The 15,440-nt window shown below is 43.0% G+C and carries 11 protein-coding genes; 1 reads left to right on the top strand and 10 read right to left on the bottom strand.

Annotated elements, in window-relative coordinates:
• Nucleotides 1-2: 2 nt before the first annotated feature.
• From FW774_RS17445 to FW774_RS17415, 7 genes are read right to left on the bottom strand one after another with little or no spacing between them, the layout of a single operon-like run.
• Complete coding sequence (locus FW774_RS17445; protein ID WP_187774940.1) at nt 3-1,394, bottom strand: DUF5009 domain-containing protein; 1,392 nt, start codon at nt 1,392-1,394, stop codon at nt 3-5.
• 4 nt (nt 1,395-1,398) lie between these two features.
• Nucleotides 1,399-2,313 (bottom strand): DUF5017 domain-containing protein, encoded by a 915-nt coding sequence (locus FW774_RS17440; RefSeq protein WP_149349503.1) that lies wholly within the window; start codon nt 2,311-2,313, stop codon nt 1,399-1,401.
• 18 nt (nt 2,314-2,331) lie between these two features.
• Nucleotides 2,332-3,870 (bottom strand): RagB/SusD family nutrient uptake outer membrane protein, encoded by a 1,539-nt coding sequence (locus tag FW774_RS17435; RefSeq protein WP_149349502.1) that lies wholly within the window; start codon nt 3,868-3,870, stop codon nt 2,332-2,334.
• Nucleotides 3,871-3,888: 18 nt separating this feature from the next.
• Nucleotides 3,889-7,023, bottom strand: coding sequence for a SusC/RagA family TonB-linked outer membrane protein (locus FW774_RS17430; RefSeq protein WP_149349501.1), 3,135 nt, complete (start codon nt 7,021-7,023; stop codon nt 3,889-3,891).
• Nucleotides 7,024-7,032: 9 nt separating this feature from the next.
• Entirely contained in the window at nt 7,033-8,916 is a 1,884-nt protein-coding gene (locus tag FW774_RS17425; RefSeq protein ID WP_187774939.1) for an FAD-dependent oxidoreductase, read from the bottom strand.
• Nucleotides 8,917-8,938: 22 nt separating this feature from the next.
• Complete coding sequence (locus FW774_RS17420) at nt 8,939-9,832, bottom strand: hypothetical protein (RefSeq protein ID WP_187774938.1); 894 nt, start codon at nt 9,830-9,832, stop codon at nt 8,939-8,941.
• A gap of 10 nt (nt 9,833-9,842) precedes the next feature.
• Entirely contained in the window at nt 9,843-10,850 is a 1,008-nt protein-coding gene (locus tag FW774_RS17415) for a phosphodiester glycosidase family protein (protein WP_149349500.1), read from the bottom strand.
• A 217-nt stretch (nt 10,851-11,067) separates the two neighbouring features.
• On the opposite strand from FW774_RS17415, the gene FW774_RS17410 reads away from it, so the two are divergent.
• The gene (locus tag FW774_RS17410; protein WP_149349499.1) at nt 11,068-12,282 is read left to right on the top strand and encodes an ROK family transcriptional regulator; all 1,215 of its coding nucleotides are present in this window, start codon (nt 11,068-11,070) and stop codon (nt 12,280-12,282) included.
• Nucleotides 12,283-12,290: 8 nt separating this feature from the next.
• Here FW774_RS17410 and FW774_RS17405 read toward each other — a convergent pair whose 3' ends face one another.
• The 3 genes from FW774_RS17405 to FW774_RS17395 form a co-directional block, all read right to left on the bottom strand.
• A complete protein-coding gene (locus FW774_RS17405) occupies nt 12,291-13,100 on the bottom strand; it encodes an alpha/beta hydrolase (RefSeq protein ID WP_149349498.1) in 810 nt (269 codons plus the stop codon).
• Between the two features lie 21 nt (nt 13,101-13,121).
• Nucleotides 13,122-14,297, bottom strand: coding sequence for a copper amine oxidase (locus FW774_RS17400; protein ID WP_149349497.1), 1,176 nt, complete (start codon nt 14,295-14,297; stop codon nt 13,122-13,124).
• 383 nt (nt 14,298-14,680) lie between these two features.
• On the bottom strand, nt 14,681-15,415 hold the full coding sequence (locus tag FW774_RS17395; RefSeq protein WP_149349496.1) for a hypothetical protein: 735 nt from the start codon (nt 15,413-15,415) through the stop codon (nt 14,681-14,683).
• Between the last annotated feature and the right edge of the window lie 25 nt (nt 15,416-15,440).

Raw genomic sequence — 15,440 nt, 5'->3', positions numbered from 1 at the left:
TATCAGGTTTTCCAGAACAGTTTCTTTTTGGTACAGGCAAGGGTTATCAGCGACACGATACAGGTGAATACAATGCCTCTTAAAAATCCGCTTACCGGCGATGAACTCATGGCGTCGAGCCATTGCTCTGTGTGACTTAATTTCATGAGCGGAATAAGCAATAGGTTACCGGCAGTATAAGCAATCATCGGGTTACGGCCATTACCGGCCAGGAATCTAAAAAAATGTTTTAAATACCCCGCCTGCTCTGCAAGTATAAAAGACAGCAGCACTAAGAACGCTAATCCACTGGTAACAAAGTAATAACTATAGGTGGAATAGTCTTTTTTAATCCCGCCTTCGTACGCTTCAAAGAATAAACCCAACAGCAGCAGGTAAATTCCTGCATGCACAAACCGTTGCAGGTAAATAGCTGTTCTACCCAACTTTCTGCCCTGAATATATAATACACCGCATAATACGAGGGATAAAAATAAGTTGACCAATAGCCAGCGCTCAAACAGGTATACCAGGTTTGAAATAAGCAGCGCCCAGCTTAACAGGATGATGGGAAAACCTTTTGTACTCGGTTGATTGTCTGCATGCAGCCTGGTTTCTGATGCATGGGCATACAGCCATTCGCCAGCCAGCGTACCGGGTAATACAATAAATAAATATTTGAGGTAATAAAATTTATACATAAATGGCACCGGCGACCAATTGAATAGAGCGGCATTCCAGCTTCCGGCTTCTTTTCCGGCAAGAAAAATAGCCATAATAAAGGGTAGTATCGCTATACGCCAAAGTGGTTTATTTTTTGTTGCCCACCAGATGAGCGAGCCAAACAAGGCCATGTTAGCCAATACGATGATAATGATATCCGACCGGTTAATGTTAAATCCGCCATCCTTAAACGGGTAAACCGTTAAAAACAGTCCGGCCAGCAGAAATCCCAACACTCTCAGAAACAATGCCAGCTTGTTACCCAGCAAAGGTTTCCATGCAGTAAAAACAAGGAACAGCATAATAAAACCACTCGCCGACAACCACTGGTCTTCGGGCCCGGGTTTATCGGCCATTACCCAGGCACGTGCATGCATGGTAAATATGGCAAAAAATACCAGCAACAAATATCGCTGAACAATATGCCATAATACCTGCCCCGCCGGTTGTGTTTCTGTTTTCTTTTTCAGCGCCAGCGGAAAAGCAGCTCCCATAGTGAACAAAAAGAATGGGAATACTAAATCTACCCAGGTTATGCCGGGTAAATCGGGCTTAAACACGTGGTAAGGCGGCGGAACCTGTGCATGGTACATCCAGGCAGGCAAAATGCCAAAGGCAACACTTCCTGAAAGTACCATGAGCAGGATGGCTATTCCGCGTAATGCATCAAGACTGTCTGAACGCTTAAGCATCAAATTATTGTATAGTTAGCGTAAGCTGTTTTACTACTGTTTTCTGGCCGTTGTTATTGGCATTGTTAGCCACAAACGTTACGGTATAGGTACCAGCCTGGTTAAACGCATACTTATAATCTTTCATGGTATCCAGGTAAGTTTTTATTCCTGCACCAACGTCGGGTGTAACCTTATTAGGGAAGAACATACCTGTTATTACCCAATCTTCGGAAGCATTGAGTGTACCTGCCGGGGCAAAATACAAATACGGCGTTGTAGACTGTATAGTCCATTTATTGGCGGTGTTCAATACGTCAATTGCAATCCACCCGGCTGTGGTAACGGTAGCCAGCGTAGCTGTTGAACCGCCGGCGGTTTTACTGGTCAGGTTAAATACCGGAATGCGCCAGGTACGGCCGCCTAATGCTGCGGTGGCACTTGCCTGAGCGGTGTATTTCCAGGCGAAATATATCGGTTTGCCCGATACCGGCAGATCCGAGAGGTCTACATCGCCCGAAGGCGTTACCGTACCTACACCATTGGCCGCAGCAGTAGATAAGGTGAACCGGTCTGTGATCTCTGTCCAGGTAGCAGTCTGCAAGCCATCAACGGTATATTTCCCGTTAAAATCGGTCGAATACATGAGATGAAGGTTATTAGCCTGCGAAGCATATAACACCTGTGTTGAGATATTCAGCAATAACTTACTATCTGTAACTTCAGTGCGATCTTTATAACGGTATTCTTTACCGGTCTCGCCGGAGTAAAAGCCGATTACATCGGCATAACCTGAAAATTTAAACGTTACCGAATCGCCAACATGATATTCTGTTTTATCTGTTGTTACGTTAAACGATGGTTCCTCAACCACATCTTTCCGGCAATAGGAAAACGAGAGTATGGCTGCTATACCAATGATATATTTTAATGAGTTCATAATAACAAAGTTTAGTTTTTACCACCCTGGATTTTGTACCATTTCTTTATTAAGTGCCATTTCTGACGAAGGTATGGCAAACAAGGTATCCTTAGCCGTTACATTCTGACCTGACCTGGCTCCATACGTATAGCCGGTTGCGTTAACCATTTCGTTAGCAACGGCTTTCATTGCCGGCACAAACTGTCCCCAGCGTACCAGGTCAAAACGGCGTAAACCTTCATATCCCAGCTCTTTGGAACGTTCGGCCCTTACCGCATTGCGGAAACCATCCTGATCCAAGCCTTGCAGATCCACTGCCGATGTTGCATCTACTGGTAAGCCAAAGGCTCTTCTGCGCACCTGGTTTATTGCGTTATATGCATTGGCCGGGCCATTCACTTCGTTTTCGGCTTCGGCGTACATCAATAACACATCAGCGTAACGCAATAACGGGAAATCAATAGCGGTTGTATTGGTAAACTTTCCGCTACTGGCAAGCTCATACTCCCGCCTGAATTTGGCATCGCAGCGATTATAAATAGCGGTTGGAGAATAGGCTATTTTTGTTGCATCGGTAGCGCTGGTATAATAATACGTATTGATATTCCAGTCACGGCGTAAATCGCCGGTTTCAAAGGAATCATAATAGCTTTTAACCGTATGCTTAGCTCCATAACTATATCCTATCGTCAGGTTTGATGTTCCGATACCATTAATTCCTCCTACAGCACCTTCCTCTACCTGTGAACTATTATAATTTCCAAATGATACTTCCCACAATACCTCCTTAGGTTCAAATACATCCCTGCATAGATTTTTAAATACTTCAGTATAATCAGCATTTAATTTGCTTCCGCTTTCATCCATTACCTTCTTTGCCCATTTGGCAGCTTCTGCATAACGCGATTTATCCCGTAATGGAGCTCCGGCCATTTTCAGATTAACACGGGCCAGCATTCCCCACACTACGGGTTGTGTTACACGACTTCCATCAGCAGTTTTATCTACCAGATCAGCCGCTTTTTCCATATCACTTATAATTTGCTGGTAAACGGTTTTGTATGGGGTACGCGGAAAGTTAACCTCGCTGGTTGATGCGGTTGCTGTTAACCGCAAAGGAACATTGCCCCAGTTGTTTACCAATATAAAGTAATAATAAGCTCTAAGGAAAAGTGCCTGCCCTTCCGCTACCTTTTTTGTAGCTTCCGGCAGGGATGAATCATTTAAGCTTTCAAGCAATACATTAGCACGGTTAATACCATTGTAAAGTGTAGACCAGGTTGCTTCAATTTTTACGTCTCCAGGGCTATAATTATATAAACCAACGTCCTGTGTCCAGGTTGATAAGGCAATAAAACTATCATCGGCTACATCCATTTCAAAAAACAGGTAGCGGCCGTACGTTTCAGATTTACCCAGCACATCATATACTCCTGCAAGCGCAACCTTTACTTCCGCTTCGGTTTTATAATAATTCTTAGGCGATAAAAAATCGGTAGGTGTTGTATCCAGGAATTTTTTACACGAGGCAAAAAACAAGCTGGAAATGAGAATGCTATAAACTATCTTTTTCATCTTGAGTAATTTTTTGTATTAGAAAGAAGCATTTAACCCAAATACCAGTGTACGGGCCCGGGGGTATGCAGAATAATCAAATCCGGGTGTTAAGGCACTGTTCCTCACCGAAACTTCCGGGTCATAACCCGAGTAGTTGGTCCAGGTATACAGGTTTTGTGCCGTTACATACACACGCACAGCTTTTACCTTTACATTGTCTAATAATGTTTTGGGTAAATTATATCCCAATGATACTGTTTTCAGACGAAGGAATGAGCCGTCTTCGATAAAGCGTGTTGAATAGGCTTTATAGATTGAACCCTTTGCCGCCGGTATGGTCGAATTTTGATTAGTTGGCGACCAACGGTTAGCATAGCTGGCAAACTGGTTGGTATTATAGGTTGAACCTGTTTCGAGCATAATACGGTTGGCATTGATAATATCGTTGCCATACGACCATTGCAGAAATACACCCAGATCAAAGCCTTTATAGCTGAAGTTATTTGACCAGCCGCCCACATATTTTGGATAAGGCTGCCCGATAATTACTTTATCAGCCTCATTGATCTGTCTGTCGCCATTCAGATCCTTGTATTTAACATCGCCGGGTTTCGGGTTTGTAGTACCGTTGGTAGTTACATTAGCTTTAAGCTGATAGGTATTACCAATCTTATCAAAATCATCATACGTATAAACGCCATCCCATATCAGGCCATAGAACTGGGCTATCGGTTGATTCAGCTCTGCGATATACGGATAAATGGTCTTCCAGTCATCACCCCAGTATTGCGACGATAACATATACCTTTGATTTTCGGCCAGCTCCAGTACTTTATTCCGGTTAAACGAGATATTAAAATCTGAGGTCCATCTAAATTTACCATTTACGGGTACGGTTGATAAGGTAAACTCGAGACCCTGGTTTTGTACCTTCCCGATATTTTTGGTAGCATTCGGATAACCGGTACTTGGCGATAGCTGGGCGTTTAGCAACAGATCATACGTTTTCTTCCGGTAAGCATCCACCTCCAGCGAAATACGATCTTTCAGGAAACCTAAGTTTAAACCTATATCAGCCTGGCCGGTGCTCTCCCATTTCAGGCCTGCATTACCCAATGAGCTCAGGTAAGCGCCACTCACATAGCCATCGCTAAAAATATACCCTGAACTTCCTGATATACCAATACCGGGATAAGTGGCATAATTACCAATCTGGTTATTGCCGGTAACACCATACGATAACCGTAGTTTGGCGTTAGATATAAAGGCCAGGTTCTTCATAAAATCTTCCTTTCCAAGTTGCCATGCAAATGCTCCGGATGGAAAATATCCCCATTGATTATCGTCCCGGAAACGAGAGGATCCATCGGCACGCATACTCACAGTAAACAGGTATTTATCATCCAATGTATAATTTACACGGCCTAAGAAAGATACCATAGTAGACTCTGAAGAGTAAGAAGTAATACTAAATGGTGTGCCCTCGTCTGCACCGTCCAACCCTAACCCTTCATTAGGTAAACCGGTAGAATAACCTCCGTAAACCGAGCTCTTGCCCGACTCTAATGTTAAACCACCTAAGGCAGTAATTTTATGCCGCTTGTTAATGGTTTTAGTATATGTCAGGGTATTGGTATTTTGCCAGTTAGTAGAATTATAAAATGTTTTTCCGCCGGCTACGCCATAGTTGCCGGAAATCGCAGATCTGGATTGCGAACCATTAAATACATCGTATTCACGCAACCCACGGTTCACGCCACCCTGAATTTTCAGGCTCAGATCATTGGTAATATCATATACCGCATAACCATTAGCATTAAAGCTATTGGTATAAGTTTCACGGAGTTCATTTTGGGTAGTCAGTATGGGGTTGTAGCGATAATCTGTTGCTTCCGGATCAAGACCTTCATTTAATAAATTATCGGACGATGATACCGCCACCGGACGATATGCCCAGGCTGAATATAATAAGTTAATGGTATTACTAAAGTTAGAGGTGGACGTTGGCTGACCGTACATCTTCATTGCAGAATATGCTGTATTGAAACCCACCTTTAACCTTTTGGACACTTCCTGGTCTAAACTGGCCCGGCCTTGCGTACGGTTATAGCCCGAACTCATGATGATACCATCCTGCCCAAGGTGCGAAAGGGATACGCTGTATTTTGTTTTAGTGGTACCGCCCGCAAGCGAAAGGTAATGGTTCTGCATCGGAGCAGTACGTGTTATCTCATCTTCCCAATTAATGCCGTCGACATTTTTATAGGAATCCAGTGACAACTGTCCATTTTGCAGATAAAAACTTTTGGTTTTGGTTGAATCTATCTCATATTGCAGTTTTACATATTCATACGGACTAAGCACATCCATACGCTTATTGCTGTTCTGGAACCCGTAATAACCGTTATAAGTAATAACCGGGGCACCCAATTTTCCTTTTTTAGTAGTGATCATTACTACCCCATTTGCTCCGCGTGCACCGTATATGGCTGTTGCCGATGCATCTTTTAATATATCGATGGATTCAATGTCATTCGGGTCAATGGTATTCAGCGGATTTACCACACTGTTATTGGGATCTTCCATAGGGAAACCATCAATAACATACAATGGTGCATTATTCTGCGTCACCGAGTTATAACCTCTTACAACCACGTCGATAGATGCTCCGGGCTGACCTTCGGATGAAGTTACCTGTACACCGGCTACACGCCCGGCCAACGCTTCATCAAATGATTTTACCGGCGCCTTCTGCAGATCCGTCATCTTTACACTACCTACAGAACCGGTAAGATCGCTACGTTTGGCTGTACCGTAACCGATAACAACAACCTCATTCAGGTTTGAAACCGTTTCTTTCAGCACAACATTTACATCTGCTCCGGTACCGGCATTCACTTCTTTGGTTTCATAGCCAAGTAATGAAAATACCAGGGTTTGCTGCGAAGATGTCAGGTTGATCTGGAAGCGCCCGGATGCACCGGTACTTACTCCCTGCGATGTTCCTTTTATCAATACAGTTACACCAATCAAGGGTTCTCCCTGTGCATCTGTAACAGAACCTTTTACTACCCGGCTTTGTGCCGATACCTGTAAACACTGGCACATGGCCAGCAGCCAGACAAGCGCTAAACCTGCCAACTTTTTCCTGTTTGTAATTACTTTTCGCATAACATACGATTAATGATTAAGTGATTTGAGTTGATTATTTGGTTGATGATTTATTAAGCCATTAAAATCTATAGATACGGTAAACGGGTTCAGAAACCGATCAATAAGTACTGCTACGGTTCTGCGGGTCAATACATCGGCCTGTCCCGGCGTTGTACCTTGTCCGGCTGCTGCAACTACCTGTTCTTCTGAAATGCGCTTATCTATACTGCTGATTATTTTCGCAAGAAAGGCAGCAGAAACCGGTTTCCCGGAAGGAAAAATAGTATCCGGTAAGGTATAGAACAGCTTTAATCCGTTTACGAGATCATACTCATTTACCGGGTTTTCCGGATAGAACCACGTTTGATTAGCCCATTTATATGGAATACCTGTTCCCTTTAAAATACCGGTTGCACCAATACGCTGTATAGCCTCAAAGTCTTTATCTGTAGGTTTTACGTCTATGTACGGCATTAAATACGCGTTAGCATCCAGCAAAGCCTGCTGAACTTCGCGGATGTTTACTTTAGCGGGTTCTGTATTGTTTTTTAATGCTACCGCAGCTAAGGCACCTGCCGCCTGACCGATACCAAGCACAACAGGCTGTAACCGGCTGGTGCCGTTTACTATATTGGTTACACTGATACTTTTTTCGGCAACAATAAGGCCATCAGTGTGTGCCGGAATTAAAGCGCCCAGTGGTACATTGTACGATGGCACCTTAATTTTTACAAAGTCTATAGCTGGTGCATCCGGGCGTTTGAGATGGTGGTGGTCTATAGGGTAATCGCCAACAGCTATCCCGGTACGGTACAATGCCGTTTTCTGATCAAATGGCTGAGCCAGATCATTCAGTGTTAAGGTTACCAGGCCTTCCATTCGCCGCGATTCGCGATGATACGGCAGCATGGGTAACTTATCTTTTGTCGGGTATTCATCATCCGGTAACCCGAGATTTTTATAGCCCAGTTCTGTTTGCAGGTAATACACAAATTTCAAGGCATGTTGTTTGGCTTCTTCCAGCAATGCCTTGCGCTCGGCCGGTGTTTTCTCAATAATATCCAGGTAGATATCATTGCCGCATTTAGGCCAGTTGATCATATACTTGTTATTCGGTAAACGACCATACGTGATCATCCGGTCACAGTCGTTTTGCGCTCCGCCATCTAACGATGGGTCAGAAACATCGCAGGCACATTTAAACTCCGAAGCATCATATCCTTTAGGTTTCCGGATGGTCTTATTCGCACCCTTTCCATAATCTTTCAGGGTAACCACATAGGTCATATCCTGGATAATATTATTCGCCTTTTCGGGAGCAAAGGATTCGCCGGTATCGTAACGGCTATCCATACCGATCTTATATTTTACTCCGGCGGCGGCCATTACATCGCCAAGCTCGGTAGCATCTATCAGCATGCGTGCCTGAATGGTTGCAGTTTTACCGTTTTTGTTCACCGTAACTGTCCAGAAATTTCCGTTACGTTTCACAGTATTCCAGACAGTGTGATACCAGATGGTAAGTTTATCGTTTTTAGCAAGCTCTTTTAATGCCTTATCTCCGTAAGAAGGCTCAAACAGCGTATTACTCACCCACCCTGTTTCCACAGCCTTAGGGCCACCATAGTGATCGTATAATTTTTGCCGGAACTCTGCCCATAATCCCGAAGGCAGCTGGTGGTCGCCGTCAATGGCCGAAACACCGGCAGAGGTTAGCATTCCGCCCAACCAGCCCGTTTCTTCAATAATGAGCGTATTAACTCCCATCCTGGATGCCTGGATACCGGCCGTTGTTCCACTTGCTCCGCCACCAATAATCAACAGATCAGTTTTAGTAGTTTGAGCCTGCAACGATAACCCGGCTGCTAAAAGAATGGGAACAATAAAAGCTTTCGCTTTTAAATACATCATAATGATACGTTGTTATTAAACCTTAATATCCGGCGCCATTAATATCAATGGACTCGCCACCTACTTTTTTGTCCTGATTACTTGCCGTTATACTGAAATTATCCGCCGAAGGGCATCGCATATCGGTAAACCGTTTATCGTGCAACGGCACAGTGAGCACTTTACCCTGCTCCCGGCGAAACAGATTTGTTGCTTTCCAAACCGCGTGTTCCACACGGGTTTTTGTTGGCTGTGCAGGTTTACCCTCATTAGCAACCTGGTCAATAGCGTTTACCCGCTTAAATTCGCCCATGCTGTTTAACCGGAACCCGGCACAATCAAAATCTGTTTCAAAGTGCTTACCTGCCCCATCAATCGTAAACCTGATCTTTCCATCAGCAACTACCCGTACAGACAGGGTCACTTCATCGCCGGGATACCAGTAATAATCACTTTGGGCAGGCGCATTCTGGTAAGCTGCATCCTGACCGGAATAAGCAGTTCGCCTTAAAAATGGCCGGAATGCCCGCCTGTCGGCCGATACATTTCCCTGCTCATCTTTAATCACTTCCCAGGTTAAACCGATATCGGTTTCCTGTCCGTTCATATTTCCACCCAGGTATACCGACGGGTTATCTAAATACTGACCCAGTTTGGCCGGATTTTTACGTGACTGATCAAAGACCATATCGGGTAAGCGTACTGTACCGCCTATTCCCAGCCACTTATCTTTGCTGGAAACTATTTTTCTGTAAAAAGCACCACTGAAACAGGGTTGAGACGCTGCAGGTCGGACTTCATCGTCAAAAAATGTGGCATAATTATCTTCCGCAGCACTATTTCCATCAACGGCCCCTTTTTCTTTAGTACAGGCTAACGAACTGGCCAGCAGCAACAGCATTAAGCACGTTAGTTTAAGCGATTTCGCCTTCGTCATATCACAATCCTTATTTACTTTTTAGTATTACTGCACTCATTACTGCCCGCTCTGATCCATCAGACGGACGTACCGTTTGTTTACCATTAATAATTAAATCAGTTGAGCCACCGCCATCTAAGTTTAAAGCGCCTACACATCCCATATCTTTCATCAACTGGGCAAGCTCTGAAAGGTTTAAACCTGTTCCTCCTGCCGGATTATTTCCTTCTACAGCTACAATGAGCATCTTACCGTTTGCCGTATATCCTATTGCCGAACGGGCCCTTGACGAGGTATTATCGATCACTATTAATTCCTCGGTATCGGTAATAGTTACAGTACCGTTCTTTATCAATACCGGCGAACCTCCAACAGCGTTTACTGCATCCCAAATTTTACCACCTGACGGAAAAGTAGCCGTTGGCACAGCCTGTGGTGCCTTAGTTACATCATTAGGACTTGGCGCAGGGTAAGCATAAATTGTACCGTTGCCTGATCCGACGTGATAAATCCAGCTTATATCCGGTACTCCATCAGTAGTAATACCTAATGCTCCACGAGTTGGATAATACGTAGCATTAGCTCCGTTGTATGTCCGGGTTAAGGACTTTATGTTAACCGAGCCGACAACATTATTATAAAGCACCAGGCTATAGGATGCATTGGTTCCAAAAAACCCGGCATTTATGCATGCAAAAGCGCCCGGCTCCGCCGAATAGAAAGTGCTTGGTTTTTTATTCTCCTGAGCAACAACCGGCTTAAACTCAACACGCAGCGGATCAAACACTATAGCATAAGCTACCAGACTTTTACTACTATATAATGTATTAGCCTGATATACCTGAATACCATTGGGAAAACCAGCCATCCGGCTAACATCCTTTTTCCAGTAAGCCGGCAGATCAATTAACGGTGTTGAATCTATTTTTATTACCGGAATTTCAGGGCGATAGTTCCCCGTGCGGCTTTTTTTACATCCAAGCGATGCAGAGATAACCAACATGCCTATGAGCATATAAGGATAGCGTTTCTTCATGAGCGCTTAATATTTTGCATACCGTAAATATAAATACTTTTTTAAAAAAATTAATAATTATCAAATATTTTTTAAATAATAAATTTATATGGAATTTTATAAGGATGAAAAATTACTAATAACCGTATTTAAGGCATGATAAAATCAAAAGATTAGTTGTTAAAATTTTTTTAAATCGATTTGCTTACCGATATTTAGAGGTAGAAATTGATACCTAATGACCTTTTTTGAAGAACTGAATAATGAAAACATCTCGGGTGTTGCGTATAAAAATGCGGCCCTAAAGAAAAACATCATTGCTTATTTTGCCAATTCGGGCAGTTGCACCATAGCCGATCTGTGTAAAGAGCTTAACCTGAGCGCCCCCAAGGTAAACAACTTATTAAATGACCTGATGGCCGACGGCCTGGTTAAGGATTACGGTAAAATAGAATCAACCGGAGGACGAAAACCCAATTTATACGGACTTGTACCCGAGTCGGGCTTTTTCCTGGGTGTTGATGTAAAGCAGAACCATATTAATATCGGTCTTATCGATTTGCAAAAAAACCTGGTTCAGCTGGCAAATAATATCCCATATACACTTAGTAATAATAAGGAATCGTTGGAGGAGTTATGCCAGCTCATCAGTAATTTCATATCCGGAGCCCCGATTCCGAAGGATAAAATATTGGGTGTCGGTTTAAACCTGTCAGGCCGGATAAATTATGCAACCGGCTACAGCTACAGCTTTTTCCATTTTGATGAGGAACCGCTTAGCCGCGTTATTGAAACGAATCTTGGTTTACGGGTTTATCTTGAAAATGACTCCAGGGCAATGGCCTATGGTGAGTTTATGGCCGGCATTGTTAACGAAGAAAAGAATGTACTTTTCCTGAACCTGGACTATGGTTTGGGAATGGGCATTATGATCAACAGCCAGGTTTATTATGGCAAATCGGGTTTTGCCGGTGAGTTTGGGCATATTCCGTTATTTAATAACGAGATATTATGTCATTGCGGCAAAAAAGGATGCCTGGAAACCGAAGCTTCGGGAAGAGCACTGATACGTAAGCTCAAAGAAAAGCTTCTTGATGGTTCAACCTCTTTACTATCACAGAAAAGCCCGGAGACCATTTCGCTGGAAGATATTATCGATGCTGCCAAGAACGATGATGTTTTGGCAATTGAGCTGATTGCCGAAGTAGGCGAAAAGCTGGGCCGTGGTATCGCTTTGCTTATTAATATCTTTAATCCCGAACTGGTGATTCTGGGCGGCAGCCTGGCTACCACCGGCGAATACATCCGTTTGCCGATCAAGAGTGCTATTAATAAATATTCACTCAGCCTGGTCAATAACGATACGCAGTTAAAAACATCAAAACTTGGAGAGAAAGCCGGAGTGATCGGTGGCTGCCTGCTGGTACGAAACCGCCTGCTGATACAGGCTTAAATTGCCCGTTACCTGCGAGTTACTTCGGCAGCCCGTTCGGCAAAAAATTCAAAATGCCTTAGAATTGATTTGCTCCAGTAACCGCCGGTGTGGCCACCGGGCTGCGCAATGTAGGTTGCCTTGATTTTCAGGGCATCGCATTTTTCCCTGAATTTCCGGCTGGTGATGTACAGATAATCTTCAGTGCCCGTATCAAAGATGATCCACTTATTCATTCCGGCAATATTTTTCAGCAGGTTTACCGGCGAATACTCTTCAAACGCTTTATTACTTTCTGAATATGCCCCTAAAAGCCATGCAATGGTGGTTTTTCTGAATGCCGAATAATGCAGATCCAGCACGCCCGAAGTGCTTCCTGCACTTAAAAAAACACCCGGATGACGCAAAAACAGCCACATAGCTCCATATCCACCCATACTGGCTCCCGTAATAAACAATCTGGTAGTGTCCAGACTGTATGTGGATTTTACTTTTGGAAGCAGCTCTTTCATGAAAAAAGATTCATACTGGGTGCTGTCAGGGTTAGGAGAATTGATATACCAGCTTTTCTTTAACCCGTCCGGGCAGATAATTACAAACTGGTATTTATCAGCCAACTGCTGCAGGTTTGCCAGTTTGTTCCATGATTTATAATTAGCCGAATGCCCATGAAGCAGAAAAACAGCAGGATATTTTTTATCTGGACGATATATCGATGGCTTAAAAACCCAGATACTATCCGTTGTTTTCAGATTTGGGGATGCAATCAGTAAGGTTTGCTGGGCAACAGTTAAACGGGTTACCAGTAATAAAGCACAAGAAGTAAGCAGCTTTTTCATTAACGGATAGTAACTCCCGGATTATTTAAGGTCAACCGGGATAAATATTAACGGTGTAGGCAAACATGAAGCTCCAGGCGGGGAATACGTTATATGAATAGTCTGTTCTTCACCACCAGCCGGTTTAAACACTTGCACCACAACCGCTTCGGGAGCACCTTTGGTTGTTAAACGATCTGAGGGTAGCTTTACAATACCACCATTATAAATCCCTTTATCAATTACCATCGTTGCAGCCATACCGTTACACCACTGGCTATTCGCAGAACGTGCATTCCAGGTTACCAATGCCAGGCCTTTGCCATCGCTGCTCTTCCATTTCAGCTCAATGTTGTACATTACTCCGTAATTGCCCACAAGTTTCGATTGCTGACCAGTAGTGCCTTCGAAGCCGGTTACCCAGTTATCGGTTTTACCATCCGCCAATACAAGCGCAGTGATTCCGTTTTTAGTATCCAGGATATTGTCTGTTAAAACCTTATAATTACTTATCCCATACAACCCACGACCGGCGCCGCTTTTACTTTTGGGCGGCAAAACCGAAATATTCTTTTTAAGCGCATCCGGCCCGTATGTTTTCGGGTCGGTTTGCAGCACATAAATTTCTGCCGGCTGGTCAATAACAAACTCATAAAATCCATGTACCAGCTCATCATATTTTACAATGTTCTTTTCCAGTTTTTCATCCAGCGGAACAGCTTCTCCCGCTTTAACAGTTCGGATTTTTTTATCACCCTGCGATGCGAAATAATCAGCGAGTCCCTGCTTGCCTATCTGAAAATAATTAGCGCTGGGTTTTTGCGAAGCATATTTCAGCATACGGATATGCAGATCGCCGGAACCAAGATTTTTTATAACCGTGGTTATTTTACGATCCATCTTTTCTGGCTCTTTGACTCCGTTCACATTATAAGTATACAGTCTTACACGACCGGGTTGCACTACTTCTTTTAACGCTATACCTTCCGGAACCCGGATATACTCCGGATCATCGGATATAATATATTGCGGACCGGGTAATACTATTTTATGATAGGGAATTGAAGGTAAGTCTTCGGATAACAGTCCGGGAAGCTCTACAATACTTCCCTGTTTGGTTTTTATTAAAGCCTGATTTTGTTCGGGAGAAAGATTTTGTGCCTGTACAAAAGCACAAGCAGCTATAGTAAACACACAACATACGGCAAGTTTCTTCATATAGTTTTTTATTATCAACTAAACACTGACCGTAAAGTTATTTAAAAAATATTATAAATAAATAATCTTTTTAAATTTTTTAAGTAATTAAAATCTCCATAATAATTCCTGTTCTGATGGGTGAAACAGCTTAAAATCGGCAAAACTACATGTGCCAAAAATTTAACAAAATATCAAAACCGAATGTACCAATTTTAAACGGTTTTAATACCCTTTTCAAATGGCTTTAAAAGTACTTTAATTAAAGTGCGAACTATCCCAAATAGCAAATAAAAAAGGGTTTAAAAATGGCAGATGCTGAAAATTTGAACACCTAAGCACATTTTTAAGCCCTGTAAGCAACTATCTTTTTTCTGACCTATTCAAATAAGCATTTCCGGGGATTACTTATAAGGTACTTTATCCAACAGCGCTATAATATTTTGTTTTACTTTAACTATGTCCCTATTCCATTCTGTCGGGTGCATACCCTTTTCATATTGCGGGTAAGGTTGCGGCTTTTTGCTGAACTTAAACCGTTTACATAGTGGGTAAATATATCGGTATGTTTTAACTTGAAACGTTTTTAAGTCGCCTATTATATAGGCTATGTTTGAACGCAGGTAACCAGTAGCCGAGGTTGTATTGGTTAATATTTGCTCGGTGCGCTGATTGACAACAAACTTTGTCCAGTGGTAGCCGTAATACTGAAAGTTTGCCGCCTTGTAGATTGTTCCGGCGCCTAACCGGCCATCGGCGAAGCTCTGTACCGCAACTATATTTTTATTTATCCGGCGCAATAGCTTAATAGATGCCGATATTAAAACAGTTTCGGCATTTTTGCCCAATACATCGGCTATCCACATTCTGTTTAACTCACACATCCACGCCGCCGGGTTTGGGTGTTCAAATATCCGGGCTTTGACGTTTTTCATATAACCATAAACGGCAACGCCTAAGCAGTCATCCGGTTGGTCGGCTTTAAATATCCCGAAATTATAGACCCCAAAGCTGCCGTCATTCCATTTATGACTGTAATGATTTTTTATTGTCAATTCTTTTGCTAACTGTTTAGCAACTGGCTTTATAAGCAATTCGCCCAAACCAGACGTACTTTTCTTTATTATTAAATCTTCCATAGGTATTTTATATTTGTGGCTCTGA

This window comes from Pedobacter sp. BS3, from assembly GCF_008274585.1.
Taxonomy (GTDB): Bacteria; Bacteroidota; Bacteroidia; order Sphingobacteriales; family Sphingobacteriaceae; genus Hufsiella_A.
This window is presented reverse-complemented; position numbering and strand designations above follow the sequence as displayed.

Excerpts from the sequence above, each read along its gene's own strand:
- FW774_RS17405 (WP_149349498.1), bottom strand. The coding sequence starts at position 13,100 with ATGAAAAAGCTGCTTACTTCTTGTGCTTTATTACTGGTAACCCGTTTA.
- FW774_RS17415 (WP_149349500.1), bottom strand. The coding sequence starts at position 10,850 with ATGAAGAAACGCTATCCTTATATGCTCATAGGCATGTTGGTTATCTCT.
- FW774_RS17395 (WP_149349496.1), bottom strand. The coding sequence starts at position 15,415 with ATGGAAGATTTAATAATAAAGAAAAGTACGTCTGGTTTGGGCGAATTG.
- FW774_RS17435 (WP_149349502.1), bottom strand. The coding sequence starts at position 3,870 with ATGAAAAAGATAGTTTATAGCATTCTCATTTCCAGCTTGTTTTTTGCC.
- FW774_RS17400 (WP_149349497.1), bottom strand. The coding sequence starts at position 14,297 with ATGAAGAAACTTGCCGTATGTTGTGTGTTTACTATAGCTGCTTGTGCT.
- FW774_RS17425 (WP_187774939.1), bottom strand. The coding sequence starts at position 8,916 with ATGATGTATTTAAAAGCGAAAGCTTTTATTGTTCCCATTCTTTTAGCA.
- FW774_RS17420 (WP_187774938.1), bottom strand. The coding sequence starts at position 9,832 with ATGACGAAGGCGAAATCGCTTAAACTAACGTGCTTAATGCTGTTGCTG.
- FW774_RS17430 (WP_149349501.1), bottom strand. The coding sequence starts at position 7,023 with ATGCGAAAAGTAATTACAAACAGGAAAAAGTTGGCAGGTTTAGCGCTT.
- FW774_RS17440 (WP_149349503.1), bottom strand. The coding sequence starts at position 2,313 with ATGAACTCATTAAAATATATCATTGGTATAGCAGCCATACTCTCGTTT.
- FW774_RS17410 (WP_149349499.1), top strand. The coding sequence starts at position 11,068 with ATGACCTTTTTTGAAGAACTGAATAATGAAAACATCTCGGGTGTTGCG.
- FW774_RS17445 (WP_187774940.1), bottom strand. The coding sequence starts at position 1,394 with ATGCTTAAGCGTTCAGACAGTCTTGATGCATTACGCGGAATAGCCATC.